Annotated in this window: 21 protein-coding genes; 7 read left to right on the forward strand and 14 right to left on the reverse strand. The window is 66.5% G+C overall.

Going from position 1 to position 25,044, the window contains the following annotated elements:
* Positions 1 to 21 precede the first annotated feature (21 nt).
* The 4 genes from sdhA to H3O04_RS08600 form a co-directional block, all read right to left on the reverse strand.
* A complete protein-coding gene (sdhA, locus tag H3O04_RS08585) occupies positions 22 to 1,797 on the reverse strand; it encodes a succinate dehydrogenase flavoprotein subunit (RefSeq protein ID WP_006479353.1) in 1,776 nt (591 codons plus the stop codon).
* 3 nt (positions 1,798 to 1,800) lie between these two features.
* Positions 1,801 to 2,169 carry a succinate dehydrogenase, hydrophobic membrane anchor protein gene (gene sdhD / locus H3O04_RS08590; RefSeq protein ID WP_006487767.1) on the reverse strand — a complete coding sequence of 123 codons (369 nt, stop codon included), beginning with the start codon at positions 2,167 to 2,169 and terminating at the stop codon, positions 1,801 to 1,803.
* Between the two features lie 4 nt (positions 2,170 to 2,173).
* A complete protein-coding gene (sdhC, locus tag H3O04_RS08595) occupies positions 2,174 to 2,590 on the reverse strand; it encodes a succinate dehydrogenase, cytochrome b556 subunit (RefSeq protein ID WP_006479355.1) in 417 nt (138 codons plus the stop codon).
* Between the two features lie 168 nt (positions 2,591 to 2,758).
* Positions 2,759 to 3,583 carry a GntR family transcriptional regulator gene (locus H3O04_RS08600; protein ID WP_006479356.1) on the reverse strand — a complete coding sequence of 275 codons (825 nt, stop codon included), beginning with the start codon at positions 3,581 to 3,583 and terminating at the stop codon, positions 2,759 to 2,761.
* 288 nt (positions 3,584 to 3,871) lie between these two features.
* On the opposite strand from H3O04_RS08600, the gene H3O04_RS08605 reads away from it, so the two are divergent.
* The 5 genes from H3O04_RS08605 to acnA all read left to right on the forward strand — a co-directional run bounded on the left by H3O04_RS08605 (position 3,872) and on the right by acnA (position 11,038).
* A complete protein-coding gene (locus H3O04_RS08605; RefSeq protein WP_006479357.1) occupies positions 3,872 to 4,858 on the forward strand; it encodes a malate dehydrogenase in 987 nt (328 codons plus the stop codon).
* Positions 4,859 to 5,043: 185 nt separating this feature from the next.
* On the forward strand, positions 5,044 to 6,051 hold the full coding sequence (locus tag H3O04_RS08610) for an HpcH/HpaI aldolase/citrate lyase family protein (RefSeq protein ID WP_006479358.1): 1,008 nt from the start codon (positions 5,044 to 5,046) through the stop codon (positions 6,049 to 6,051).
* Positions 6,052 to 6,281: 230 nt separating this feature from the next.
* Entirely contained in the window at positions 6,282 to 6,797 is a 516-nt protein-coding gene (locus tag H3O04_RS08615) for a hypothetical protein (RefSeq protein WP_006479359.1), read from the forward strand.
* Between the two features lie 19 nt (positions 6,798 to 6,816).
* A complete protein-coding gene (locus tag H3O04_RS08620) occupies positions 6,817 to 8,268 on the forward strand; it encodes a bifunctional 2-methylcitrate dehydratase/aconitate hydratase (RefSeq protein WP_202587502.1) in 1,452 nt (483 codons plus the stop codon).
* 52 nt (positions 8,269 to 8,320) lie between these two features.
* Positions 8,321 to 11,038 carry an aconitate hydratase AcnA gene (acnA, locus tag H3O04_RS08625; protein WP_023474460.1) on the forward strand — a complete coding sequence of 906 codons (2,718 nt, stop codon included), beginning with the start codon at positions 8,321 to 8,323 and terminating at the stop codon, positions 11,036 to 11,038.
* A 177-nt stretch (positions 11,039 to 11,215) separates the two neighbouring features.
* Here acnA and H3O04_RS08630 read toward each other — a convergent pair whose 3' ends face one another.
* From H3O04_RS08630 to H3O04_RS08640, 3 genes are read right to left on the reverse strand one after another with little or no spacing between them, the layout of a single operon-like run.
* On the reverse strand, positions 11,216 to 11,659 hold the full coding sequence (locus H3O04_RS08630; protein WP_006479363.1) for a DUF1801 domain-containing protein: 444 nt from the start codon (positions 11,657 to 11,659) through the stop codon (positions 11,216 to 11,218).
* Positions 11,656 to 12,087: an SRPBCC family protein gene (locus tag H3O04_RS08635; RefSeq protein ID WP_006479364.1), complete on the reverse strand. Its 432-nt coding sequence runs from the start codon at positions 12,085 to 12,087 to the stop codon at positions 11,656 to 11,658. Before H3O04_RS08635 ends, H3O04_RS08630 begins: the two co-directional genes overlap by 4 nt.
* A complete protein-coding gene (locus tag H3O04_RS08640) occupies positions 12,087 to 12,410 on the reverse strand; it encodes an ArsR/SmtB family transcription factor (RefSeq protein ID WP_023474459.1) in 324 nt (107 codons plus the stop codon). Before H3O04_RS08640 ends, H3O04_RS08635 begins: the two co-directional genes overlap by 1 nt.
* Positions 12,411 to 13,056: 646 nt before the next feature.
* On the opposite strand from H3O04_RS08640, the gene H3O04_RS08645 reads away from it, so the two are divergent.
* A complete protein-coding gene (locus H3O04_RS08645) occupies positions 13,057 to 14,790 on the forward strand; it encodes a S53 family peptidase (RefSeq protein ID WP_006479366.1) in 1,734 nt (577 codons plus the stop codon).
* A 64-nt stretch (positions 14,791 to 14,854) separates the two neighbouring features.
* Here the strand turns inward: H3O04_RS08645 and H3O04_RS08650 are convergent, their stop codons facing one another.
* From H3O04_RS08650 to H3O04_RS08670, 5 genes are all read right to left on the reverse strand, one after another.
* Entirely contained in the window at positions 14,855 to 16,273 is a 1,419-nt protein-coding gene (locus H3O04_RS08650; RefSeq protein WP_202587503.1) for an MFS transporter, read from the reverse strand.
* A 363-nt stretch (positions 16,274 to 16,636) separates the two neighbouring features.
* Positions 16,637 to 17,473: an ABC transporter permease gene (locus H3O04_RS08655; protein WP_006479368.1), complete on the reverse strand. Its 837-nt coding sequence runs from the start codon at positions 17,471 to 17,473 to the stop codon at positions 16,637 to 16,639.
* A gap of 37 nt (positions 17,474 to 17,510) precedes the next feature.
* Positions 17,511 to 18,767 carry an ABC transporter permease gene (locus H3O04_RS08660; protein WP_202587506.1) on the reverse strand — a complete coding sequence of 419 codons (1,257 nt, stop codon included), beginning with the start codon at positions 18,765 to 18,767 and terminating at the stop codon, positions 17,511 to 17,513.
* 111 nt (positions 18,768 to 18,878) lie between these two features.
* Positions 18,879 to 19,925 (reverse strand): ABC transporter substrate-binding protein, encoded by a 1,047-nt coding sequence (locus H3O04_RS08665; RefSeq protein ID WP_011548116.1) that lies wholly within the window; start codon positions 19,923 to 19,925, stop codon positions 18,879 to 18,881.
* A gap of 77 nt (positions 19,926 to 20,002) precedes the next feature.
* On the reverse strand, positions 20,003 to 21,115 hold the full coding sequence (locus tag H3O04_RS08670; protein WP_006479371.1) for an ABC transporter ATP-binding protein: 1,113 nt from the start codon (positions 21,113 to 21,115) through the stop codon (positions 20,003 to 20,005).
* 107 nt (positions 21,116 to 21,222) lie between these two features.
* Here H3O04_RS08670 and pdxR point away from each other — a divergent pair, with 107 nt between their 5' ends.
* The gene (gene pdxR, locus H3O04_RS08675; RefSeq protein WP_023474453.1) at positions 21,223 to 22,746 is read left to right on the forward strand and encodes a MocR-like pyridoxine biosynthesis transcription factor PdxR; all 1,524 of its coding nucleotides are present in this window, start codon (positions 21,223 to 21,225) and stop codon (positions 22,744 to 22,746) included.
* 30 nt (positions 22,747 to 22,776) lie between these two features.
* Here pdxR and H3O04_RS08680 read toward each other — a convergent pair whose 3' ends face one another.
* Positions 22,777 to 23,811 (reverse strand): lipase secretion chaperone, encoded by a 1,035-nt coding sequence (locus H3O04_RS08680; RefSeq protein ID WP_202587504.1) that lies wholly within the window; start codon positions 23,809 to 23,811, stop codon positions 22,777 to 22,779.
* 3 nt (positions 23,812 to 23,814) lie between these two features.
* On the reverse strand, positions 23,815 to 24,909 hold the full coding sequence (locus H3O04_RS08685) for a triacylglycerol lipase (RefSeq protein ID WP_202587505.1): 1,095 nt from the start codon (positions 24,907 to 24,909) through the stop codon (positions 23,815 to 23,817).
* Positions 24,910 to 25,044 lie beyond the last annotated feature (135 nt).

The raw sequence follows: 25,044 nt of genomic DNA on the forward strand, positions 1-25,044 counted from the left end.
TCGGATTCCCTTTGACTCGGCTTAGAACGTGCGCGGCTTCGGCGGCACGGATTCGACCGTCAGCGGCTTCATTTGAACCGGCTTGTAGTCGAGGCGATCGCCTTCGCTGTACCACAGCGTGTGGCGCAGCCAGTTGTCGTCGTCGCGGTGTTCGTAGTCGCTGTGTGCGTGTGCACCGCGGCTTTCCTTGCGCGCTTCGGCCGACACCATCGTGGCGCGAGCCACTTCGATCAGGTTCTCCAGCTCGAGCGCTTCGACGCGCGCGGTGTTGAACACCTTCGACTTGTCCTTCAGGTGGATGTTTTCCACGCGCGCCTTCAGGTCGGCCATCTGAGCGACGCCTTCCTTCAGCAGCGCCGACGTGCGGAACACGCCTGCATGCTTCTGCATCGTCGCGCGGATGTCGTTCGCGACGTCCTGCGTGTACTCGCCCGAGCTCGACTTCTCGAGCTTCGCCAGGCGCGCCAGCGAGAATTCGCCTGCGTCAGCCGGCAGCGGCTTGTGTTCCTTCTGGTTCTTCACGTGCTCGACGATGTGGTTGCCGGCCGCACGGCCGAACACCACGAGGTCCAGCAGCGAGTTCGTGCCCAGACGATTCGCGCCGTGCACCGACACGCACGAGCATTCGCCCACTGCGTAGAAGCCGTTGACCGGTTCCTTGTGATCGCGCGACGTGCCGACGACCTGACCGTGGATGTTGGTCGGGATGCCGCCCATCTGGTAGTGGATCGTCGGGACGACCGGGATCGGTTCCTTGATCGCGTCGACGTTCGCGAACTTCAGCGCGATTTCGCGGATCGACGGCAGACGCTTCATGATCGTCTCGGCGCCGATGTGCGACAGGTCGAGCAGCACGTGATCCTTGTTCGGACCGACGCCGCGACCTTCCTTGATTTCCTGGTCCATCGAACGCGACACGAAGTCACGCGGCGCCAGATCCTTCAGCGTCGGCGCGTAGCGCTCCATGAAGCGCTCGCCGTTCGCGTTGCGCAGGATACCGCCTTCGCCGCGCACGCCTTCGGTGATCAGCACGCCCGCGCCGGCCACGCCGGTCGGGTGGAACTGCCAGAACTCCATGTCCTGCAACGCGATGCCCGAGCGCGCCGCCATGCCGAGGCCGTCGCCGGTGTTGATGAACGCGTTCGTCGATGCCGCGAAGATCCGGCCTGCGCCGCCCGTCGCGAACAGCGTGGTCTTGCCTTCCATGATGTAGACGTCGCCCGTCTCCATCTCGAGGGCCGTCACGCCGAGTACGTCGCCGTCCGCGTCGCGGATCAGGTCGAGCGCCATCCATTCGACGAAGAACTGCGTCTTCGCTTCGACGTTCTGCTGGTACAGCGTGTGCAGCAGCGCGTGACCGGTACGGTCGGCGGCCGCGCAAGCGCGCTGGACCGGCTTCTCGCCGTAGTTCGCGGTATGGCCGCCGAACGGGCGCTGGTAGATCGTGCCGTCCGCGTTGCGGTCGAACGGCATGCCGAAGTGCTCGAGTTCGTACACGACGTTCGGCGCTTCACGGCACATGAACTCGATCGCATCCTGGTCGCCGAGCCAGTCGGAGCCCTTGATCGTGTCGTAGAAGTGGTAGTGCCAGTTGTCTTCGCTCATGTTGCCGAGCGACGCGCCGATACCGCCCTGCGCGGCCACCGTGTGCGAACGCGTCGGGAACACCTTCGACAGCACGCCGACCGACAGGCCCGCGCGCGACAGTTGCAGCGCTGCGCGCAAGCCGGAGCCGCCTGCGCCGACGATCACGACGTCGAACTTGCGGCGCGGGAGGGAAGTTTTGATTGCAGCCATTCTTTACACTCTCCAGAGAATCTGCGCGGCGTAGCCCGCACATGCGAGCAGCCAGACGATGGTCAGCGATTGCAGCAGCAGGCGCACACCGACGGGCTTCACGTAGTCCATCCAGATGTCGCGCACGCCGACCCATGCGTGGTAGAAGAGGGAAAGCAGCATCACGAAGGTCGCGAGCTTCATCCATTGCGCGGCGAAGATCGATGCCCAGCCTTCGTACGAAAAATCGTGCGCGCCGAAGAACAGGACGAGCAGAATGACCGTGTAGACCGCCATGATCGTGGCGGTGACGCGCTGCGCGAGCCAGTCGCGCAGGCCGTAGTGTGCGCCGACGACGAGGCGCTTCGAGCCGATTCGGTTGTTGGCTGCCATTTTCTTAGAATGCTCCGAACAGTTTGAGTGCCATGGCGATCGTCAGCGCGATCGAGACGACAAAGACGACGACTGCCGTCCGCTTGCCGCCTTCCTTCGTGACGGCGTCGTGGTTGACGTCCATCAGCAGGTGGCGAATGCCGGCGCAGAAATGGTGGAAGAAGGCCCACGACAACGCGAGGACGACCAGCTTGACGACGATGTTGGAGAGGAAAGCCTTGAAGACTTCGAAGCTGAGCTCGGAGGTGAGGCTCTGGTCGAAGAGGAACAGCAGGAACGGCAGGAACAGGAACAGCAGCGCGCCGCTGATACGATGGAGAATCGACAATATCGCGGCCAGCGGCATGCGATATTTCAACGTGATGTCGCCGATTCCGATGTTCCGGTATTCCGGCCTCGGCTTTCTTACTGCGTCAGTCATGCTAGACCCCTACTATGTTGTCACACTAATCCGCGATTTTAGCGCCTTTTTATATCGCGCTGCAGCGAAAGTCTGCTCTGGATAATTGCGCGAACAAGAACAAAGGCGGCCCGAAACGTGCTTCGCGAGCGTGGGAAACGCGAATGCACGCGGCTGAGCCGAACGTCGTCAGCTCAAGTCATTCTGATAGTAGTACCCGGTTGTGACATACCAGCCGCGACGCACTTCCACCGGCCGGTCCCCGTACGTATAGGACACGCGCTCGACCGACAGCAACGGGAACCCCGCCGGCACGTGCAGCAGGTCGGCCACCGCCGGGTCCGCCGCCACCGCGCGGATCTTCTCCGTCGCGCGGATCATCCGCGTACCGAACTCCGTCTCGAACATCGCGTAGAGCGGCCCCTTGTACTCGCTCAGCCGCTCGAACGTGAGCCCGCGGAACATCGCGCCCGGCAGCCAGATCTCGTCGAGCACCGTCACTTCGCTGTCGAATTCCAGCAGGCGGCGCACCTGCACGACGGGATCGGCGGGCTTCAGGTCGAGCTGCCGCGCGATCTCCGCCGGCGCACGCAGGCGCCGGCATTCGAGCAGGCGGCTCACGTGCGGGTGCTCGGCACCGTCATCGGCCAGGAGACGCAGGAAACGGAACTGCGCGCGATCCTCATTGTGCGTTGCAACAAAAGTGCCCTTGCCCTGCCGCCGGACGACGAGGTTTTCGGCGGCCAGTTCGTCGATCGCCTTGCGCACGGTGCCCTGGCTGACCTTGTAACGGGCCGCGAGCTCCACTTCGCTGGGGATGATCTCGCCCGGCTTCCATTCGCCGGATTCGAGACTTTGCGTGATCAATGACTTGATCTGCTGGTATAACGGGCTGAACGTCGGCGACGCGGAGGCCGCGGGCGAGGCTGCGGGATCGCCCGCGCCCGGCTGCCCTGGGCCGCCTGCGCCGGTCTGATTCGCGGTGTTCGCCTGGTTCGATGTCATGGCGCGCATTTCATCACAAACCGCACTTTTTCGTCCACTCAATTTCCGCAAAACATCTGTCTTATATAAGACATATGATACCGTTTGACTTTGCGCCTGACGGCTCCTACACTCCCGGTCGAGCAAGGGTTCGCGGGTGCAACAGCGCGTCCCCGGCTACGTGCCACGGCCGTCTCCAGGTTCACCGCGTCTGCCATCGCGAGTCCTCCGCCCTGCTTCAATGCAACGCTACGCACAACGCGCATAGAATGGCGTTTTCGCTCGCGTCCAACGCTTCACCCGTCCTGGAGATTTTCAATGGCTAAGCCCGCAAAGCGCGTTGCCGTCACCGGCGCCGCAGGTCAAATCGCTTACTCCCTGCTGTTCCGCATCGCGAACGGCGACCTGCTCGGCAAGGACCAGCCGGTCATCCTGCAACTGCTCGACCTCCCGCAAGCCCAAGGCGCCGTCAAGGGCGTCGTGATGGAACTCGACGACTGCGCGTTCCCGCTGCTCGCCGGCGTCGTGATCACCGACGATCCGAAGGTTGCATTCAAGGATGCAGACGTCGCGCTGCTGGTCGGCGCACGTCCGCGCTCGAAGGGCATGGAGCGCAAGGACCTGCTGTCGGCAAACGCCGAAATCTTCACGGTTCAGGGTGCTGCGCTGAACGAAGTCGCGAGCCGCGACGTGAAGGTGCTGGTCGTCGGCAACCCGGCGAACACGAACGCGTACATCGCGATGAAGTCGGCGCCGGATCTGCCGAAGAAGAACTTCACGGCGATGCTGCGCCTCGACCACAACCGCGCGCTGTCGCAGCTCGCCGCGAAGTCGGGCAAGCCGGTCGCGTCGATCGAGAAGCTCGCCGTGTGGGGCAACCACTCGCCGACGATGTACCCGGATTTCCGCTTCGCGACCGCCGAAGGCGAATCGCTGCTGAAGCTGATCAACGACGACGTGTGGAACCGCGACACGTTCATCCCGACCGTCGGCAAGCGCGGCGCGGCGATCATCGAAGCGCGCGGCCTGTCGTCGGCGGCGTCGGCAGCCAACGCGGCGATCGACCACGTCCGTGACTGGGTGCTCGGTACGAACGGCAAGTGGGTCACGATGGGCATCCCGTCGGACGGCTCGTACGGCATTCCCGAAGACATCATCTACGGCGTGCCGGTCACCTGCGAAAACGGCGAATACAAGCGCGTCGAAGGCCTGGAAATCGACGCGTTCTCGCGCGAGAAGATGGACGGCACGCTGGCCGAGCTGCTCGAAGAGCGCGATGGCGTCGCCCACCTGCTGAAGAACTAAGCATCACGCATCGTGCCGGGCGGCCTTCGGGGCGCCCGGCTGCGGCACGGGCCGGCATGCCGCCGGCCCGTGCCGGCCGATCCGATCCGCGCACGTTTTGCCGCCCCGCGCCCGCCGCGCACCGGCCCAGAACCTGCCCGAATCCGATTTTCTCCACGTTGACACGCTCCCCTGACGTAGACGAGATGGCCGCGCTCACTCCTGCACAAGTGCTGTACGACGGGGCGTCCCCGCCCGCGATCCTGCCCTGCTGCGATCACTACGCGGGCAGCGAGAAGCTGATGCGCAAGTCGCTCGCGCTGCAGGCCGAGCTGGGCCCGGTGTTCGACCTCACGCTCGACTGCGAGGACGGTGCGACCGTCGGCCAGGAAGCCGCCCACGCGGCGCTCGTCGCCGACCTGCTCGGCAGCGCCGAGAACCGCTTCGGCCGCGTCGGCGTCCGTATCCACGACTTTTCCCACCCGCACTGGCGCGACGACGTGCGCATCGTGCTGCGTGCGTCGCGCGCACCCGCCTACATCACGCTGCCGAAGATCGCGAACGCCGCCGACGCGGCCGAAATGACCGCATTCATCGAAGGCACGCGCCGCGAGCTCGGCATCGCGCAGCCGATCCCGGTCGATGTGCTGATCGAGACGCACGGCGCGCTCGCGCAGGCGGCCGCTCTCGCCGCACTGCCAACGGTCGGCACGCTGAGCTTCGGGCTGATGGATTTCGTCTCCGCGCACCACGGCGCGATCCCCGATTCCGCGATGCGCTCGCCCGGCCAGTTCGACCACCCGCTCGTGCGCCGCGCGAAGCTGGAAATCGCCGCGGCCTGTCATGCGCACGGCAAGACGCCGTCGCACAACGTGACGACCGAGGTGCGCGACATGGGCGTCGTCGCCGGCGATGCACGCCGCGCGCGCGACGAATTCGCTTTCACGCGGATGTGGAGCATCCATCCCGCGCAGATCCGCCCGATCGTCGACGCCTTCGCGCCGCGCACCGACGAAGTCACGCTGGCCGCCGAGATCCTGCTCGCCGCGCAGGCCGCCGACTGGGGCCCGACGCGCCACGGTGATACGCTGCACGATCGCGCGAGTTACCGTTATTACTGGTCGGTGCTGCGCCGTGCGCGGGCCACCGGCCAGCCCGTACCGGACGAGGCCGCGCCGCTGTTCGGCCCGGCCGCCGCGGGCGCCGCGCCTTGAGGGCGCGCCGCCGGCCGATACACGCGTTTCATGCATTCGCCGGGACGCAAGCCGGACAGAGGTTTGCGAAACGACAAAAAACGTAACGGAGCCCGAAAACCTGATATATGCGCGGCCAAATAGGTGAAAATAGCGGCCGCTGCGCGCTTTCGGGGCGCGTGCAGTTTCAAACCGGCCGGCAGTTTCGATTGCCGGCCCTTGTCAACTGATTATCGAAAGGTTCTGACTCCATGAAGAAACTCCTGATCGCTACCGCCATCGGCGCCTTGTCCGCCACGATGCTGGTGTCGGCTCCGAGCGCGTTTGCCCAGGGTACGGCCACCACGACCGCGAAGAAGGCCACGGCCAAGCGCCCGGCGCCGGCCAAGCGCATCATCCCGCGCAGCAAGAAGGCGCAGGCGCGCGCAGCCGCCAAGGTCGATCCGGTACCGGACGGCGCGGTCAAGTGGGCCTGTAAGGAAGGTCTGTCGTTCGACCTCGCCGGCGACATGAAGCGCGACCAGGTCGTCACGGTTCACTGGGCGAAGAAGAACTACAAGCTGCCGCGTCAGGCCACGACGACGGGCGCCGACACGTTCTACGATCCGGCAGCCGGCTTCAAGCTGGTCGTGATCCCGACCAAGGCGATGCTGTTCTCCGACGCGAACGGCGGCGAGCGTCTCGCGGACGAATGCGTGACGCCGGAAATGGCACAGGGCAACGCAGCGCCGACGCAGTCGAACGAGCTGAAGCCGGCCGCGAACTAAGCGTCCCCCCGGCCCCTCGATGTCCGCCCCGGTCTCCAACGTCCGCCCCGCGCCGGATTCGGTACTCGTCGACATCGTCGACTACGTGCTGAACACCGGCATCGACAGCGCGCTCGCGCTGGAGACGGCGCGTCATTGCCTGATCGACACGCTCGGATGCGGACTCGAGGCGCTGTCCTACCCTGCCTGCACCAAGCTGCTCGGCCCCGTCGTGCCCGGCACGATCGTGCCGAACGGCGCGAAGGTGCCCGGCACGTCCTTCCAGCTGGATCCCGTCCAGGCCGCGTTCGACATCGGCGCGATGATCCGCTGGCTGGACTTCAACGACACCTGGCTCGCCGCCGAATGGGGTCATCCGTCCGACAACCTCGGCGGGATCCTGGCGACGGCCGACTGGCTCTCCCGCACGGCCCGCGCGGCCGGCCGGAAGCCGCTCGCGATGCGCGACGTGCTGGTCGCGATGATCCAGGCCCACGAGATCCAGGGCTGCCTCGCGCTCGAGAACTCGTTCAACGCGGTCGGGCTCGACCACGTGCTGCTCGTGAAGGTCGCATCGACGGCCGTCGTCGGGCGCCTGCTCGGGCTCACGCGCGACGAGCTGATCAACGCGGTCTCCAACGCATTCGTCGACGGCCACGCGCTGCGTACGTACCGCCATGCGCCGAACACCGGTTCGCGCAAATCGTGGGCGGCCGGCGATGCCACGTCCCGCGCGGTGCGCCTCGCGCTGATCGCGAAAACGGGTGAAATGGGTTATCCGTCGGCGCTCACCGCCAAAACCTGGGGCTTCTACGACGTGCTGTTCGACGGCAAGCCGTTCCGCTTCCAGCGCCCGTACGGCACGTACGTGATGGAAAACGTGCTGTTCAAGATCGCATTCCCCGCCGAATTTCATGCGCAGACGGCCGCCGAGGCCGCGCTGCAGCTGCACGCGCAGCTCGCCGCGGCGGGCCGCACGACCGACGACATCAGCCGGATCACGATCCGCACGCACGCGGCAGCGATCCGCATCATCGACAAGCAGGGCCCGCTCGCCAATCCGGCCGACCGCGACCACTGCATCCAGTACATGGTCGCCGTGCCGCTGCTGTTCGGCCGGCTGACCGCGGCCGACTATGAAGACGCGGCCGCGGCGGACCCGCGCATCGACGCGCTGCGCGCGAAAACCGTGTGCGTCGAGGATCCGCAGTTCACGAAGGATTACCACGATCCGGACAAGCGATCGATCGCGAATGCGCTGACGATCGCGTTCACGGACGGATCGGAGCTTGCCGAAGTGGCGGTCGAGTATCCGCTCGGCCATCGGCGGCGGCGCGCCGAAGGCGTTCCGCTCCTGGTCGAGAAGTTCAGGACCAACCTCGCCCGTCGCTTTCCGGCCAAGCAGCAACAAGCGATTCTCGACGTGTCGCTGGACCAGGCAAAGCTCGAAGCGATGCCGGTCGATGAGTACGTCGACTTGTACGTGATATAGCCGTCATTTACAGGACACGTAGTTTCCTAGCCTTAAACCCAGGAAAATCACCATGGCCCACAATCTCCACAAGACCCTCAAGGAATTCGACAGCGGTTCCGGCAAAGGCAAGTTCTACTCGCTGCCGCAGCTCGGCAAGGAACTGAAGACGAAGATCGAACGCCTGCCGGTGTCGATCCGCATCGTGCTCGAGTCCGTGCTGCGCAACTACGACGGCAAGAAGATCACCGAAGAGCACATCGAGCAGCTCGCGAACTGGAAGCCGACCGCGAAGCGCGTCGACGAGATTCCGTTCGTCGTGTCGCGCGTCGTGCTGCAGGATTTCACGGGCGTACCGCTGCTCGCCGACATCGCGGCCATGCGCGGCGTCGCCGAACGCACGGGCAAGAACCCGAAGAAGATCGAACCGCTGGTCCCGGTCGATCTCGTCGTCGATCACTCGGTCCAGATCGACTACTTCCGCCAGAAGGACGCGCTCGACCTGAACATGAAGCTGGAATTCCAGCGCAACAACGAGCGCTACCAGTTCATGAAGTGGGGCATGCAGGCGTTCGACACGTTCAAGGTCGTGCCGCCGGGCGTGGGCATCGTCCACCAGGTGAACCTCGAATACCTCGCGCGCGGCGTCCACAAGAAGACCGACGGCGGCGACACCGTGTACTACCCGGACACCCTCGTCGGCACGGACAGCCACACGACGATGATCAACGGCATCGGCGTGGTCGGCTGGGGCGTGGGCGGCATCGAGGCGGAAGCCGGCATGCTCGGCCAGCCGGTGTACTTCCTGACGCCGGACGTCGTCGGCGTCGAGCTGAAGGGCAAGCTGCGCGAAGGCGTGACGGCCACCGACCTGGTGCTGACGATCACCGAAATGCTGCGCAAGGAGAAGGTCGTCGGCAAGTTCGTCGAATTCTTCGGCGAAGGCACGCGCTCGCTGTCGCTGCCGGACCGCGCGACGATCGGCAACATGGCGCCGGAATACGGCGCGACGATGGGCTTCTTCCCGGTCGACGAAAAGACGATCGACTACTTCGAAGGCACGGGCCGCACGAAGGCCGAAATCGCCGCGTTCGAAAACTACTTCAAGGCGCAGAACCTGTTCGGCATCCCGAAGGCCGGCGACATCGACTACACGAAGACGGTGACGCTCGACCTCGCGACGGTCGCGCCGTCGCTGGCCGGCCCGAAGCGCCCGCAGGACCGCATCGAGATCGGCCACGTCAAGTCGACGTTCACCGACCTGTTCTCGAAGCCGGTTGCCGAAAACGGCTTCGCGAAGAAGGCGGACGACCTGAACACGCAATACACGACGAGCAACGGCGTCGACGTGAAGAACGGCGACGTGCTGATCGCCGCGATCACGTCGTGCACGAACACGTCGAACCCGAGCGTGCTGCTGGCCGCCGGCCTGCTCGCGAAGAAGGCGGTCGAGGCCGGCCTCACGGTCGACCCGAAGATCAAGACCTCGCTCGCGCCGGGATCGCGCATCGTCACCGAATACCTGACGAAGACGGGCCTGCTGCCCTACCTGTCGAAGCTCGGCTTCGAAGTCGCGGCGTACGGCTGCACGACCTGTATCGGCAACGCGGGCGACCTGACGCCGGAACTGAACGAGGCGATCACGAAGAACGACATTGTCGCGGCGGCCGTGCTGTCCGGCAACCGTAACTTCGAAGCGCGTATCCACCCGAACATCCGCGCGAACTTCCTCGCGTCGCCGCCGCTGGTCGTCGCGTACGCGATCGCCGGCAACATCACGCGTGACCTGATGACCGAGCCGGTCGGCAAGGGCAAGGGCGGCCGTGACATCTACCTCGGCGACATCTGGCCGACGAGCGACGAAATCCACGCGCTGCTCAAGTTCGCGCTCGATCCGAAGAAATTCGAGGACAACTACTCGAAGCTGACCAAGAAGGGCGACCTCTGGAGCAAGATCGAGGGCGAATCGGGCGAGGTCTACGACTGGCCGAAGTCGACGTACATCGCCGAGCCGCCGTTCTTCGGCAACGACTTCTCGATGGAGCCGGCTGCATCGATCCCGACGGTCAAGGGCGCGCGCGCACTGGGCATCTTCGGCGACTCGGTCACGACCGACCACATCAGCCCGGCAGGCTCGATCAAGGAAGACTCGCCGGCAGGCAAGTGGCTGAAGGAAAACGGCGTGCAGAAAGCCGACTTCAACAGCTACGGCTCGCGCCGCGGCAACCATGACGTGATGATGCGCGGCACGTTCGCGAACGTCCGGATCAAGAACCTGATGATCCCGCCGAAGGCGGACGGCACGCGCGTCGAAGGCGGCCTGACGATCCACCAGCCGAGCGGCGAACAGCAGTCGATCTACGACGCAGCGATGCAGTACGTCGCAGCCGGCACGCCGACCGTCGTGTTCGCGGGCGAAGAGTACGGCACGGGCTCGTCGCGCGACTGGGCCGCGAAGGGCACGCAGCTGCTCGGCGTGAAGGCCGTGATCGCACGCAGCTTCGAGCGCATCCACCGCTCGAACCTGGTCGGCATGGGCGTGCTGCCGCTGCAGTTCAAGGGCGCGGACAGCGTCCAGTCGCTCGGCATCACCGGTGAAGAGACGTACGACATCGAAGGCCTTGGCGACGACTTCAAGCCGCAGCAGGACGTCACGCTCGTGATCCATCGCAAGAACGGCGAAACGCAGCGCGTGCCGGTGCTGCTGCGCATCGATACGCCGATCGAAGTCGACTACTACAAGCACGGCGGGATTCTGCCGTTCGTGCTGCGCTCGCTGCTCGCAGCGTAAGCGCGCGGCTGTTGCAGGTGCCGCAGCCGCCTCGCGGGCGGTTGCGGCCGATTTGGATGCCCGACCTCGTGTCGGGCTTTTTTTCGTCTGTCGCTCGGTGGGCCTGCGGCGTAGCGTCGACCGCACGGCGGCGCCACGCTTTCGCGGGATGTCACCGGCCGGCATCCGGCTCGCGCGTCACGCCGCCTTGCTGCTTCGCACCTTCGCGCCCGCGGAGGAACCCGCCCGCGCGTTCTTCTTCAGATGGGTGCGGTTGTATTCGATCGCCGCGCGCACGAGGTGCTTCAACGCCCGCTTGTCGAGCTTGTCGCCTTCGAAGAAATCGATCGCGCGCCGCGCATTGCCTTCGAGGCCGTCGTTGAACAGCTGGTCGGGATCGGGCAATTTCGCGCCGTGCATGAACGTCAGCTTCACCTTGCCCTTGTGCGCGTTCGCGACCGCGATCATCCCGTCGCACGACCACACGGGGCTGCCCATCCACTTCCATTCCTCGACGATGCTGTCGTCCGCCGCGAGAATCGTCTGCCGGAGCTCGGCGAACGTCTTGCCGCGCCAGTCGACGATGCCGGCGATCAGCGCATCGATACGCTCCGACGGGGTCGGGTCCGATGCTGCGCTCATGAGCGGGCCTCCGTGCCTTCGTCGGGGTGCGCCAGCACCTGTTCGAGCGAATCGAAGAACCGCACCCAGCCGTGCTGCGCACCGCGGTAGGCCTGTTCCTGATCCGTACGGAAGCCCGCCTGCTCCATGCGCAGGTGCGTGCCGGCCGGCGTCGGCGTAAGCGTCCACGTCACGACGCTTTCGAGGCCGTGGGCCGCCCACGTATAGGACAGCGTGCGGTGCGGCTCGATCGCGAGGACCGTACAGTCGACCGAGCCCCAGTCCGCGCGGAAGCTGAACGCACGGCCCGCGACGGGCTCGAAGTCGCTCTTCATCAGCCACGCCTCGATCAGGTGCGGTTGCGTGAGCGCGCGCCAGATCTTCTCCGGCGGATGCGGCAGTTCCCGGTCGACGACGACGGAGCGCGTTTCGGTAGTGGCTTGGTTCATTACTGATCCATCCTTTTGAGCAGATCTTCGAGGGCATCGAACCGGCTCTGCCAGAAGCCCGCCATCTGGCTCGTCCAGTCGATCAACGGGGCCAGCGCCTGCGGCTGCGCGCTGTAGTGCGTCTGCCGGCCTTCGTGACGGTCGTTCACGAGCCCGGCCTGCTTCAGTACGCCAAGGTGCTTCGACACGGCCGGCTGCGACACGCCCGCGTGGGCGGTCAGCGCGGCAACCGTCAGCTCGCCCTCCGCGCACAGCCGCTCGAAAAGCGCGCGGCGCGTGGGATCGGCGAGTGTCCGGAAAAGCGTGTCGTGGGTGTTCTGCATGTCTGGCACAATCCATAACTCGATGGTTATGGATTGAAGGATAGCTGCTGATCGCCGCACGTCAAGGCGGGATTTCGCGAACGACGTCGTTCGATCTCGCGCCACGGGTGCGTGCGTCGCACCGGCTCGCGCCCGCGCCGGATTCGAGCATTTCTTCTAATCGGTGATTGTGACGCGCGATCCGAAAGCAGCCTGCAAGACTGCCCGACGCGCTGTTCCACAGTTCGGGAAACGTCCGGAGTCGGCCTGCCCCGTTCTTGTGCCTGCACGAAGCCGTTCCTGACGGGTTGCTTCCAATGACCACATAGTGCGATACGGCGTGCCGCCATTGACACGCAAACGTCATGCATCCACGCGGTCCTCACCTCCACGAACGCGCACATTCCAACGCTGCAACGAACGACTCGTGCGTGTGAGCGACGCGCGTCGCCGCACCGTCGTACCGCGAACCGGTTCCGCCCGCCGGCCTCGCCATCGTCAACATGTACGACGCCGCGCGCGCACTCATGCGTCCCATTGTCAGAACTGACAGCTATGGAAAATGGCAGCTACCCGAACGCCACCGACGCCCTACGCTCGTCACCGCTCGCGGCCCCACAAGGGCCGGGGGTTCCAGTAACGTCGCCTCTCCTAAAAAGGACTCCCGATGAAAAGGAACGCCTGGTTTGCCCTTCCCCTTCCGTCGCCCCGCCGTCTGGCGTGCGTGGCACCGCTCGTGTTCGCCGCCGTTGCGGCGCATGCGGCGACGGATTGGGTCGATACCCATACGAAAGCCTTTCTGACCGGCCCGCAGTTGATGGCGCGCAGTGCGGCGCCGTCGCTCGAACTCGCGGCCGGCGAGACGACCAACGTCGTCGTCAGCCTGAAGCTGCGCAACGCCGCGCAGCTCAAGCAGCTGGCGCGCGACGTGAACCGGCCCGGCAGCGCGCATTACCGCCAGTACCTGACGCATGAACAGTTCCTCGCGAACTACGCGCCGACCGATGCGCAGGTGCGGTCGGTCGTCGACTATCTGCACAAGAGCGGCTTCACGAACGTCGAGGTCGCGCCGAACCGGCTGCTGATCTCCGCCAGCGGCACGGCCGGCACGGTGAAGACGGCCTTCAACACGTCGCTCGTGCACTTCGAGTACGCAGGCCGTTCAGGCTTCGCCAACACGTCGACCGCGCAGGTGCCGCGCGCACTCGGCGACGTCGTCGGCTCGGTGCTCGGGCTGCAAAGTGTCGCGCGTGCGCGGCCGCTGCTGCGCATCGGCAACGTGGCGAAACCGCAGGCGCTCGCGGCCGGCACGGCCACAGGCCACTATCCGAAGGAATTCCCGGGCCTCTACAACGCGACCGGCGTACCGACCGCAGCCGGCGTGACCGTCGGCATCATCACGATCGGCGGCGTGTCGCAGACGCTGCAGGACCTGAAGCAGTTCACGTCGAGCAACGGCTACGGCACGGTTTCCACGCAGACCGTCAAGACCAACGGCACGGGCGGCAGCTACACCGACGACCAGGACGGCCAGGGCGAATGGGATCTCGACAGCCAGTCGATCGTCGGCTCGGCCGGCGGCCAGGTCGGCAAGCTGGTGTTCTACATGGCGGACCTGAACGCCGCCGGCAACACGGGCCTCACACAGGCGTTCAACCGCGCGGTGTCGGACAACACCGCGAAGGTGATCAACGTGTCGCTCGGCTGGTGCGAAACCGATGCGAACGCGGACGGCACGCTCGACGCGGAGGAGCAGATCTTCACGACGGCCGCCGCGCAGGGCCAGACGTTCTCGGTATCGTCGGGCGACGAAGGCGTGTACGAGTGCAACAACCGCGGCTATCCGGACGGCTCGAACTACACGGTATCGTGGCCGGCTTCGTCGCCGCACGTGCTCGCGATCGGCGGCACGACGCTCTATACGACGTCGGCGGGCGCGTTCTCGAACGAGACGGTGTGGAACGAAGGGCTCGATTCGAACGGCAAGCTGTGGGCGACGGGCGGCGGCGTCAGCACGATCCTGCCCGCGCCGTCATGGCAGTCGGGCAGCAATCGCCAGTTGCCGGACGTCGCGTTCGATGCCGCGCAAAGCACGGGCGCGTACATCTACAACTACGGCCAGTTGCAGCAGATCGGCGGCACGAGTCTCGCCGCACCGATCTTCACAGGCTTCTGGGCACGCCTGCTCGCGGCGAACGGTACAGGCCTCGGCTTCCCGGCCAGCAACTTCTATGCGGACATTCCGTCGCATCCGTCGCTCGTGCGCTACGACGTCGTGTCGGGCAACAACGGCTATCAGGGGTATGGCTACAAGGCCGGCACCGGCTGGGATCTGACGACCGGCTTCGGCAGCCTGAACATCGCGAACCTCAACCAGCTGATCAAGTCGGGCGGGTTCTGAGCGAAGCGCGAAGACCGGCGCGCGGCGATGGCTTGCCGCGCGCCGGTAGTGAGCATCCCGTGCCCTACTCCGTCGCCGGCTCCTTCACGGGCTCCGACACGGCCAGCGCGCCGGCCCGATGCGACGGCGCGAACAGCCGCAGCCCGCTCGCGACGCTCGCCGCGCCCGCGAAACCCGCACCGAGCATCAACGCAAGCGTCGGTCCGTGGCGCCCCGCGATCCCGAACGATAGCGCAACGAGCGCCGCGCCCGTCGCCTGCCCGATCAGCCGCGCGGTCGCGATGATCCCGCTCGCGCCGCCGCTGCGCTCCGGCGGCGCGCTCGACATCAGCGCCTTCAGGTTCGGCGACTGGAAGAAACCGAAGCCCGCGCCGCACAGCATCATCCGCCAGCCGATGTCGACGACGCCCGGCGACACCGGCAGCGCGGCGAGCGACACCATGCCCGCGCTCAGCAATGCAAGGCCGATCGCGCCGAGCAGCCCGGGCGGATAACGATCCGACAGCCGCCCCGCGATCGGCGCGGCGAGCGCGACGATCGCCGACCACGGCGTCATCAGGAACCCCGTTTCAACAGCACTGCGATGCAGGACGGTTTCGAAATAGAACGGCAGCGACACGAACGCGAGCCCCTGCGCGGCGAACGCGCAGACGGCGGTCAGCGCGGACAGCGTGAACACGGGCCGGCGGAACAGGTCGACCGGCAGCATCGGCGCCGGGTGCCCGGCCTGGCGGCGGATCAGCAGCCAGCCGAACGAGAATGCCACCGCAGCAGCCGCGAACACGACCGAGAGCGGCCCACGCTGCGCGAATTCGCCGAGCGCGAAGATCAGCGATGCGAACGTGATCACGTTGAACAGTGCGGCCACCGGATCGAACGCATGCTTGCCGCGCGCCGTCTGCGGCAGCGACGGAATCGCGACTGCAAGCGCGAACACGCCGAGCGGCACGTTCACCGCGAACAGCCACGGCCACGCGGCCACCGACAGGATCAGCGACGCGATCGTCGGCCCCACCGCGAACGACACGCCGACGACGAGCGCGTTGAAGCCGACGCCGCGCCCGAGCCGGTGCGCGGGAAACAGGCCGCGAATCAGCGCGACGTTGACGCTCATGATCGCGCTCGCGCCGAAGCCCTGCACGATGCGCGCGGCCGTCAGCATCGGCAGCGTCGACGCGAGCGAACAACCGAGCGACGCCAGCGTGAACACCGCCAGCCCGGCGACATACACGCGCTTGTGACCGACGATGTCGCCGAGCGATGCGAACGGCAGCAGCGTCGCGACCATCGCGAGCTGGTACGCGTTGATGATCCACACGGACGCGGCCGGCGACGCATGCAGGTCGGCGGCGATCGCGGGCAGCGCGGTGTTCGCGATCGCGGTGTCGAGGGTCGCGAGCGCGACGGCCAGCAGCACGGCGGACATCGCGCGCCAGTTGACGGCCGGCTCGTGCGCGCCGGCGGGGGAAGCGAATTCGGACAAGATGGGCTCGGCTGACGGGCGACGCGCGGCGTCGCGGATTGAGCGGCGCGGCGACGAGCGCTCCGTGCGGCAAGAACGGAACGCGCGGCACCGCGAGCCGTATTGTTGCAGAGCCGCACCGAACGTGCAGACGGCCGCGCCGTCAGTCAGCGAAACGAAAGCTTGCGGGATGCCGTGCCTTGCGCGCGGCGTCGTCGATGCGCACAACGATCGACGATCGGGCGATTGCCGGGCGGCCTTCCGGGCTCGCGGCCAGCTTCGTCGTGTCGGCGCCCGGCCCGGCCGCGTCCGACGGCGACATCAAGCATCGACAATGCGCCGACGCTTGACACGCGTGCACCGCCGTCGCGCCACCGCGTCAGGTCAGGTCACCGCACGCCGCGCATTGCGGCCGCGCAGCCATTCGAGCGCGAGCAGCAGGCTCGTCGAGAAAATGATCAGGATCGTGGCGAGCGCCGCGATCGTCGGGCTGATGTTCTCGCGGATGCCCGTGAACATCTGGCGCGGCAGCGTCGTCTGGTCCGCGCCGGCGAGGAACAGCGTGACGACCACTTCGTCGAACGACGTCGCGAATGCGAACAGAGCACCCGACATCACGCCCGGCGCGATCACCGGCAGCGTCACGCGGAAGAACGTCGTGACCGGGTTCGCGCCGAGCGACAGGCTTGCCCGTACGAGGTTCTGGTTGAAGCCCTGCAGCGTCGCGGCCACCGTCGTCACGACGAACGGCACGCCGAGCGCCGCATGCGCGGCGATCAGCCCCGTGTAGGTATTCGCGAGCCCGAGCGGCGCGAAGAACAGGTACATGCCGACGCCGACCACGACGACGGGCACGATCATCGGCGACAGCAGCACGGCCATCAGCAGCCCCTTGCCGCGGAAATCGGCTTTCGTCAGGCCGATGGCCGCGAGCGTGCCGAGCACGGTCGCGACGACGGTCGCCGACGGCGCGACGATGAAGCTGTTCTTCGCGGCCATGCGCCACTCGTCGGATGCGATCAGGTTCTCGTACCAGCGCAGCGAGAAACCCGGAATCGGATACACGAGGAACGTGCTCGACGAGAACGACAGCGGCACGATCGCGAGCACCGGCAGGATCAGGTACAGCAGCGTCAGCACGACGAGCACGCGCAACGCGACGTACCACGCGCGCTCGACGAACGACATGTGCGGCGCGAACAGCGGCCTGGCGAGTTTCATGGTCGGCATCCCCTTCCCGTTTCCCTGTGCCCGGCGCTCAGCCGAGGCTCACGTTGGTGCGCGTGAAGCGCCCGTATACCGCATACAGCACGAGCGTCGCCGCGAGCAGCAGCCCGCCGAGCGCACACGCCATGCCCCAGTTGATCGTCACGTTGGTGAAGTACGCGACGTAATAGCTGACCATCTGGTCGTTCGGCCCGCCGAGCAGCGCGGGCGTGATGTAGTAGCCGATCGCGAGGATGAACACGAGCAGCGCGCCCGCACCGACGCCCGGATAGGTCTGCGGCACGTACACGCGCCAGAACGCGGCGAACGGATGGCTGCCGAGCGACACGGCCGCGCGCTGGTAGGTCGGCGGAATCGACTTCATCACGCTGTAGAGCGGCAGGATCATGAACGGCAGCAGGATGTGCGTCATCGAGATGTACACGCCGACGCGGTTGAACAGCAGCGTCAGCGGATGCGAGATCAGCCCGCTGCCGATCAGCGCCGTGTTGATGAGCCCCTCGCTCTGCAGCAGCACGATCCACGCGGCGACGCGCACAAGCACCGACGTCCAGAACGGAATCAGCACGAGGATCATCACGAGGTTCGCGCGCCGTTCCGACAGCGTCGAGATCCAGTACGCGAGCGGATAGCCGAGCAGCAGCGCGAACAGCGTGACGGCGATGCCGATTACGAACGTGCGGCCGAAGATCGCGAGGTAGATCGACTGGTCGGGATCGGCCTGCACGATGTGGCCGAAGCCGTCCTGCTTGTGATCGAGCGCGGCGAGCAGGTAGAACGGCGACACCTGGCTGCCGTTCTTCGCGATCGACTGCCAGTACGCGACGTCGCCCCAGCGCGCATCGAGGTCGATGAATTTGGCGCGCGTCTGCGCGGGCGTCAGCGCCGCGTCATTGTCGCCCTTCAGCGGCATCGCGCGCGCCGTCTTCGCGACGAGCGAGCGATAGCCGGGAATCTCGGTGTTCAGGCGCCGCGCGAGCGCGCCCATCGCCTCGCTGTCGGCCACCTTCGTCATGTCGGCCGCGAGCGCGACATACGCGGCGTCCGCCGGCGGCGTCTTGCGGTCCCAGCCCGACAACGCGGCGACCGTGTTCGGCAACGCGGTCGCGATTTCCGGGTTCTGCACCGCACGCGTGAGCAGCGTGCCGATCGGCACGACGAAAATCAGCAGCAGGAAAATCGCGAGCGGCGCGACCAGCAGCAGCGCCATCGTGCGCTTGCGGGCCTCGGCAGCCTTCAGTTCGCGCTTGAGCGCGGCGGTCGACGGCGAGGAAGACGCGATCGTCATCGTGTTCAATGGTTCTCTCCGGCCGGGCACGTTCCGGCGGAATGCCGCGCGACGCGATCGACGCGTCGCGCGGCCGGTTGCATCACGACACCCGTGAGGATGCCTGACCGCTTACTTCGTTGCCCATGCGGCGAAGCGCTGTTCGAGCTCGTCGCTGTGGTCGGTCCAGAAGCCGATGTCCTCCAGCACCGCGTTCTTGCCGTTAGCCGGCGAGTTCGGCAGGTTCGCGAGCGTCTTCGCGTCGAGCGCCTTGATCGCCGCGATGTTCGCCGGACCGTACGCGATGTGCTGCGCATACGCCTGCTGCGGCTTCGGCGTCAGCGAGTACGCGATGTACTGCTCGGCCAGCGCCTTGTTCGGCGAACCCTTCGGAATCGCCCAGTAGTCGAGGTCGTAGATGCTGCCGTTCCACACGACCTTCAGGTTCTTGCCTTCCTTCTGCGCGGCGTCGATGCGGCCGTTGTACGCGGTCGACATCACGACGTCGCCGGCGACGAGGAACTGCGGCGGCTGCGCGCCCGCTTCCCACCACTGGATGTACGGCTTCAGCTCGTCGAGTTTCTTGAACGCGCGATCCTGGCCGGCCTTCGTGCCGAGCACCTTGTAGACGTCCTTCGTCGCGACGCCGTCGGCCATCAGCGCGAATTCGAGGTTGTAGCGCGCGCCCTTGCGCATCCCGCGCTTGCCGGGGAATTTCTTCACGTTCCAGAAATCGGCCCAGCCGGTGGGCGCCGACTTCAGCTTGTCTGCGTTGTACGACAGCGCCGTCGACCACACGAAGAAGCCGACGCCGCACACCTGCGGCGATTCCGGAATCAGGTCGGATTTCTTCGCGATCTTCGACCAGTCGAGCTTCTCGTACAGCCCTTCGTCGCAGCCGCGGTTCAGGTCGCCCGATTCGACTTCCACCACGTCCCAGTTGACGTGCTTCGCCTCGACCATCGCCTTCACCTTCGCCTGCTCGCCGTTGTATTCGACGGCCGTGACCTTGTTGCCGGTCGCCTTCTCGAACGGCTGGTTGAACGCGACCTTCTGTGCGTCGCCGTTCGCGCCGCCGAAGTTGACGACCGTGAGCTCGGCAGCGGTGGCCGATGCGCCGAATGCGACCAGGGCCAGCGCGAGCGCCGTGCGGCGCGCGGTAAAGCTTGCTCGTTTCATGATGGTTCCTCTCCTCTCGTGGTGGAAGTGGGCTTTGTTGTTGACGACGTGCTGCGAAAAACCGGGGTAAACCATGCTCACGCGAACACGCGCAGGTGTTCGGGCGAGAACGCAAGCGAGACCGGGGCGCCGGGCGAGAACGCGTCGAGCGCGCCGGTGCCGAGCGGCACCTTCACGAAACATTCGTCCTGGCCCGGCAGTGCGCAGCGCATGCGCACGTGATCGCCGAAATAGATGAGGCTGCGCGCCTCGCCGCTCACGCAATTGGCGGCGGCGCCGTTCGCACCGTTCGCACCGTTCACGCCGTGCGCGGCGAGACTCATGCGCTCCGGGCGGATGCACGCGACGGCCGATGCGCCCTCGGCGGCTTCGCCGATATGGCGGCCGACGAGCTTCGTGCCGTCGTCGAGCCGGAATTCGCAGAATTCGCCGTCGACGCGTGCGATGGTGCCGCGCAGCCGGTTGCTGTCGCCGATGAAGTTCGCGACGAATTCGTTGCACGGCGATTCGTACAGGCGGTCGACGGTGTCGAGCTGCTGCACGATGCCCTTGTCGAACACGGCGACGCGATCGGACATCGTCAGCGCCTCGCCCTGATCGTGCGTCACGTACACGAAGGTCACGCCGAGCTTCTCGTGCAGCGCCTTCAGTTCGTACTGCATGTGTTCGCGCAACTGCTTGTCGAGCGCGCCGAGCGGCTCGTCCATCAGCACCAGCTTCGGCTCGAACACGAGCGCACGGGCCAGCGCGATGCGCTGCTGCTGGCCGCCCGACAGTTGCGCCGGATAGCGTTTCGCGAAGCGCTCCATCTGCACCATCTTCAGCGCGTGCGCGACGCGCTCCGCGCGCTCGGCGGCGGGCAGCTTGCGCACCGTCAGCGGATACCCGACGTTCTGCTCGACCGTCAGGTGCGGAAACAGCGCGTAGTTCTGGAACACCATGCCGATGTTGCGCTTGTGCGGCGGCACGCTGTTCAGCAACTCGCCGTCGAGGCGGATTTCGCCGCCGGTCGGGAATTCGAAGCCGGCCAGCATCATCAGGCAGGTGGTCTTGCCCGAGCCGGACGGCCCGAGCAGCGTCAGGAATTCCCCGCGCTGGATGTCGAGGTCGAGCGATTTGACGACCAGCGTCTCGCCGTCGTAGGTCTTCCGCACGCCGCGAAAGCTGACGATCACATCATCGGACTTCATCGTGCTGTCCCCTGGTTCCGCGCCAATTGATTTTGAGATGCGAGCCACTATACGGCGCGCACGGTTCTATACTAGGGAACCATTTCAATATTCCTAGTAGGACCACTTTGGATACCGTGATCGTCGCCGACTGGCTGTCCGCCCGTCTGGACCGCAGCTCGTCCGAGCCGATGTACCGGCAACTGCTGCAGCTGATGCAGCAGGCGATTCTGACGGGGGAATTGGGGCCAGGAACAAAGCTCCCGAGTTCGCGCACGCTCGCGGGCGACCTGTCGATCGCGCGCAATACCGTGCTGCACGTGTACGACCAGCTGACCGCCGAAGGCTACGTGCTGACGACCACCGGCAGCGGCACCTACGTGGCCGACACGCGACCGGACGCCGCCGCGATCCGCGTACCGGGCGCCCCGCCGCCGCCGGCGGCGGCCGACGAACCGCCGCTGCCCGACGCGCAGGGCAGCCTGTCGATGCGCGGCCGGCAACTGGTCGAGCATGCGGGCGTCTCGCGGCGCCAGTGGGGGGCGTTCATGCCAGGCGTGCCGGACGTGTCGGAATTCCCGAGCCGCACGTGGAGCCGCCTGCAGGCACGGCTGTGGAAGGAGGCCAATCCGGAGCTGCTGACCTATGCGCCGGGCGGCGGCTACCGGCCGCTGCGGCGCGCACTCGCCGATTACCTGCGCGTCGCGCGCTCGGTCAAATGCTCGCCTGACCAGGTGATCATCACGACCGGTATCCATCAGTCGATCGATCTCGCGGTGCGGCTGCTGTCCGACATCGGCGATCGCGCGTGGGTCGAGGAGCCGTGCTACTGGGGCGTGCGCAGCGTGCTGCAGGCAGCCGGCCTCACGCTGGCGCCGGTGCCGGTCGACCAGGAAGGGCTCGATCCGCGCGCGAGCGACATGCAGCATCCGCCGCGGCTCGTGCTCGTCACGCCGTCGCACCAGTACCCGCTCGGGATGGTGATGAGCCTCGCGCGGCGCCGCATGCTGCTCGAATATGCGCGCCAGCACCGCTGCTGGATCATCGAGGACGACTACGACAGCGAATTCCGCTACGGCAGCCGCCCGCTGGCGTCGCTGCAGGGGCTCGACGACGGCGGCCGCGTGATCTACGTCGGCAGTCTCGGCAAGATGCTGTTCCCCGGGTTGCGGATGGGCTACATGGTCGTGCCCGAGCATCTGGTCGACACGTTCCGCACCGGGCTGTCGGAGCTGTATCGCGAAGGCCAGCTGATGCAGCAGGCCGTGCTCGCCGAATTCATCATGGACGGCCACCTCACTTCGCACGTCAGACGAATGCGCACGCTGTACGGCGAGCGCCGGCAACTGATGATCGACGCGATCCGCGCGCGCTTCGGCGACGCGCTGCCGGTGATGGGCGACGAGGCCGGCCTGCATCTGGTGCTCGGCCTGCCCGACGCGTGCGACGACCGCGCGGTCACGCAGAGCGCATTCGACGCCGGCGTGATCGTGCGCCCGCTCACCAGCTACTACAGCAACCTCGACACCGCGCGGCAGGGTTTGCTGCTCGGCTATGCCTGCGTCGCGCACGAAGGCATCCGCCCCGCGTTCGACACGCTCGCCGATACCATCGAGCAACATCTGCCGCGAAACATCACGCGCGCGGCGTGAAGCGCGCCGCACACGGCGGCGCCCGCTTCGTCAATGCGCGCTGCCCGCGCCGCGATCGAGCGATGCCGCGCGCACGGCTTCGCCGGGCTTCGTGAACACACGCTGCCGCAATGCGGCAATCTGTGCGTCGCGATCCTGCGGCGACAGGCCGGCCGATTCGATCTGCGCACGCTGCGTCGCATAATCCGCGTAACGGCTCTGCCACGACGCATCGTCCTGCTGCATCTGCGCGACGCGCGCGGCGGCCTCGGGGCCGAGCGTCTGCGTCAGTTGCGCGCGCATCGCGTCGGGCGTCGCGCCGCTCTTCTGCAATTGCGCGATCTGGTCGATCGCGGCACGCTGCCGGTCCACCCGCTGCTGCGCAGCGCGTTCGTCGGCCGGCATCTGTTGTTCGAGCGCCGCGAGCCGCTCGGCCTTCTGCGCATCCGTCAGTGAGCGATCCTGAGTGATCTTCAATCGTGCGAGGTCATAGCGCTGCCGCCACTGCTCCACGCCGAAGAACGGCTGACTCCAGTCGCCGAGCGTGCGGTACGCGATCGACGCGCGCTGATCGAGCGCGAGCTGCAACGCGGCGAGGTCGGACTTGTCGACCGCACCCGCATCGCGCAATGTCGCGAGCGCATCGAGATACGCGCGATAGCGGTGCCACACGTCGAGCGCCTCCACCTGCGCGACCGTGCCGTCGAGCTGAGCGGCGATCTCGCGCACGACGAACGCATCGAGCGCGGCCGCGCTCAGGTCGCTCCGCGCGGTCAGGCAATAGTCGAAGAAATCGCGTACCGCACGCGACTTCGCCAGATGGCCGCCTGCATCGAGCGGCAAGCGCGGTGCGCTGGAGCCGGCCAGCGACGGCGGCAGGCCCGCGCCCGCCGGCACGGCGGCCTGCGGTGCGGCAGCCGCCACACTGCCCACCGCGGCCGCATCCGGCGCGTCACCCGCGGCGCCCGTGCCGCGATGCGGTCCGGCGCCGCTCCAGATCGCGACGCCGGCGATCGCCGCCAGCCCCACGACACCATAGATCGCAGCGCGCCGCGCCAGCGGCGCATGTCCTTCACGTGCCGCCATCGATCACACGCCCGCAAGCTTCAAGCGGTTCGCATGCGTGCGGATCACCGCAACCGGATCTTCCGCATAGGCGCCGCGCACACCGAGCAACTGGTTGATCTCGTCGATGTGGTTCCACTTGTAGCTCGTGCTCAGCACCTTGCCGTACAGCGCGCTGCACTTCGACACGAGTCCGTCGTTCTGGCCCGAGGCGCGGTTGATCATCACCGTGCCCGTGCCAAGCAGCGCGAGTGTCGACAGGTCGAGCACGTTCGCCGGATCGACGAGCGGAATCGTGCTCGTGTCCGTCGCGCCCGTCACGCCGAGCGCGGAAAACGTCGGCTGGATCGCCGTGCCGGCCCATGAATACAGCAGATGCGTGTTGCCGCCGACGATTTCCGTCGGCGCGCCGGTCTGGCAGCTTCCGGGGGCGCCGAGGCCCGCGCTCGGATAGTTCTGGTTGTAGGTGGCGGCCTGCGCGGTCGTCAGCGTCTTCAGTGCGGCGAGGGCGTCCTGGTTCGTGTTGTGGCTGCTGCTCGTCAGGATACCGAACACATTGACGAACGCGGCGATCACCGTCGACGACAAGCCGGTCGGATCGTATGCGAGCACGCCCTGCACGAAGTCGGCGAACTCGGAGCCGCGATGCGGCGTGCCGATCGTCGTCACCGACGCGACGAGATCGGGCGCGACGGCCGCGACATAGCGCGACGTCAGCCCGCCCTGGCTGTGACCGACGAGATTGACCTTGGTCGCACCGGTCGCGGCGAGCACCGTCTTCACGTAGGCCAGCAGCTGTTCGCCGCGCCCGTTCGGGCCGTCGTCGCTCTGGAAGCCCGACAGATTCGCGACGTAGACGGTCGCGCCATGCTGCTGCAGGTTTTCCTGGATGCCGTACCAGTACTCGAGTACGCCCGCGTACTCGTCGGTGCCGGTCAGCCCGTGCACGAGAATGATCGGATAGCGCGTCGCCGCATAGTTGTCGGCGGGCGCGGTTGCCGCCATCGCCGTGTGCGTCGTCGCGAGCGTCATCAGCGCGGTCGTCCCCGCGAACGGCGCGACGCTCATCGCGCATGCCACTGCCCCTGCCATTACCCTGGAACGCATCGATCTGGCCATGCATGTTCTCCTGATTATTGTGCTGCCGGTGCGAATGACACCGGATCGACACGCACGCCGCATCGCCGCACGGCGGGTGTCGAAGCGGGAGTGAAGCACGACTCGTGAACGTTTGCGCCCCGACTAGATACGGTT

It is taken from the genome of Burkholderia sp. KCJ3K979 (genome assembly GCF_016759955.1).
GTDB classification, from domain to species: Bacteria; Pseudomonadota; Gammaproteobacteria; order Burkholderiales; family Burkholderiaceae; genus Burkholderia; species Burkholderia orbicola.

Coding starts and splice junctions, on each gene's coding strand:
- sdhA (WP_006479353.1), bottom strand. CDS start 1,797: ATGGCTGCAATCAAAACTTCCCTCCCGCGCCGCAAGTTCGACGTCGTG.
- sdhD (WP_006487767.1), bottom strand. CDS start 2,169: ATGGCAGCCAACAACCGAATCGGCTCGAAGCGCCTCGTCGTCGGCGCA.
- sdhC (WP_006479355.1), bottom strand. CDS start 2,590: ATGACTGACGCAGTAAGAAAGCCGAGGCCGGAATACCGGAACATCGGA.
- H3O04_RS08600 (WP_006479356.1), bottom strand. CDS start 3,583: ATGCGCGCCATGACATCGAACCAGGCGAACACCGCGAATCAGACCGGC.
- H3O04_RS08605 (WP_006479357.1), top strand. CDS start 3,872: ATGGCTAAGCCCGCAAAGCGCGTTGCCGTCACCGGCGCCGCAGGTCAA.
- H3O04_RS08610 (WP_006479358.1), top strand. CDS start 5,044: ATGGCCGCGCTCACTCCTGCACAAGTGCTGTACGACGGGGCGTCCCCG.
- H3O04_RS08615 (WP_006479359.1), top strand. CDS start 6,282: ATGAAGAAACTCCTGATCGCTACCGCCATCGGCGCCTTGTCCGCCACG.
- H3O04_RS08620 (WP_202587502.1), top strand. CDS start 6,817: ATGTCCGCCCCGGTCTCCAACGTCCGCCCCGCGCCGGATTCGGTACTC.
- acnA (WP_023474460.1), top strand. CDS start 8,321: ATGGCCCACAATCTCCACAAGACCCTCAAGGAATTCGACAGCGGTTCC.
- H3O04_RS08630 (WP_006479363.1), bottom strand. CDS start 11,659: ATGAGCGCAGCATCGGACCCGACCCCGTCGGAGCGTATCGATGCGCTG.
- H3O04_RS08635 (WP_006479364.1), bottom strand. CDS start 12,087: ATGAACCAAGCCACTACCGAAACGCGCTCCGTCGTCGTCGACCGGGAA.
- H3O04_RS08640 (WP_023474459.1), bottom strand. CDS start 12,410: ATGCAGAACACCCACGACACGCTTTTCCGGACACTCGCCGATCCCACG.
- H3O04_RS08645 (WP_006479366.1), top strand. CDS start 13,057: ATGAAAAGGAACGCCTGGTTTGCCCTTCCCCTTCCGTCGCCCCGCCGT.
- H3O04_RS08655 (WP_006479368.1), bottom strand. CDS start 17,473: ATGAAACTCGCCAGGCCGCTGTTCGCGCCGCACATGTCGTTCGTCGAG.
- H3O04_RS08660 (WP_202587506.1), bottom strand. CDS start 18,767: ATGACGATCGCGTCTTCCTCGCCGTCGACCGCCGCGCTCAAGCGCGAA.
- H3O04_RS08665 (WP_011548116.1), bottom strand. CDS start 19,925: ATGAAACGAGCAAGCTTTACCGCGCGCCGCACGGCGCTCGCGCTGGCC.
- H3O04_RS08670 (WP_006479371.1), bottom strand. CDS start 21,115: ATGAAGTCCGATGATGTGATCGTCAGCTTTCGCGGCGTGCGGAAGACC.
- H3O04_RS08680 (WP_202587504.1), bottom strand. CDS start 23,811: ATGGCGGCACGTGAAGGACATGCGCCGCTGGCGCGGCGCGCTGCGATC.
- H3O04_RS08685 (WP_202587505.1), bottom strand. CDS start 24,909: ATGGCCAGATCGATGCGTTCCAGGGTAATGGCAGGGGCAGTGGCATGC.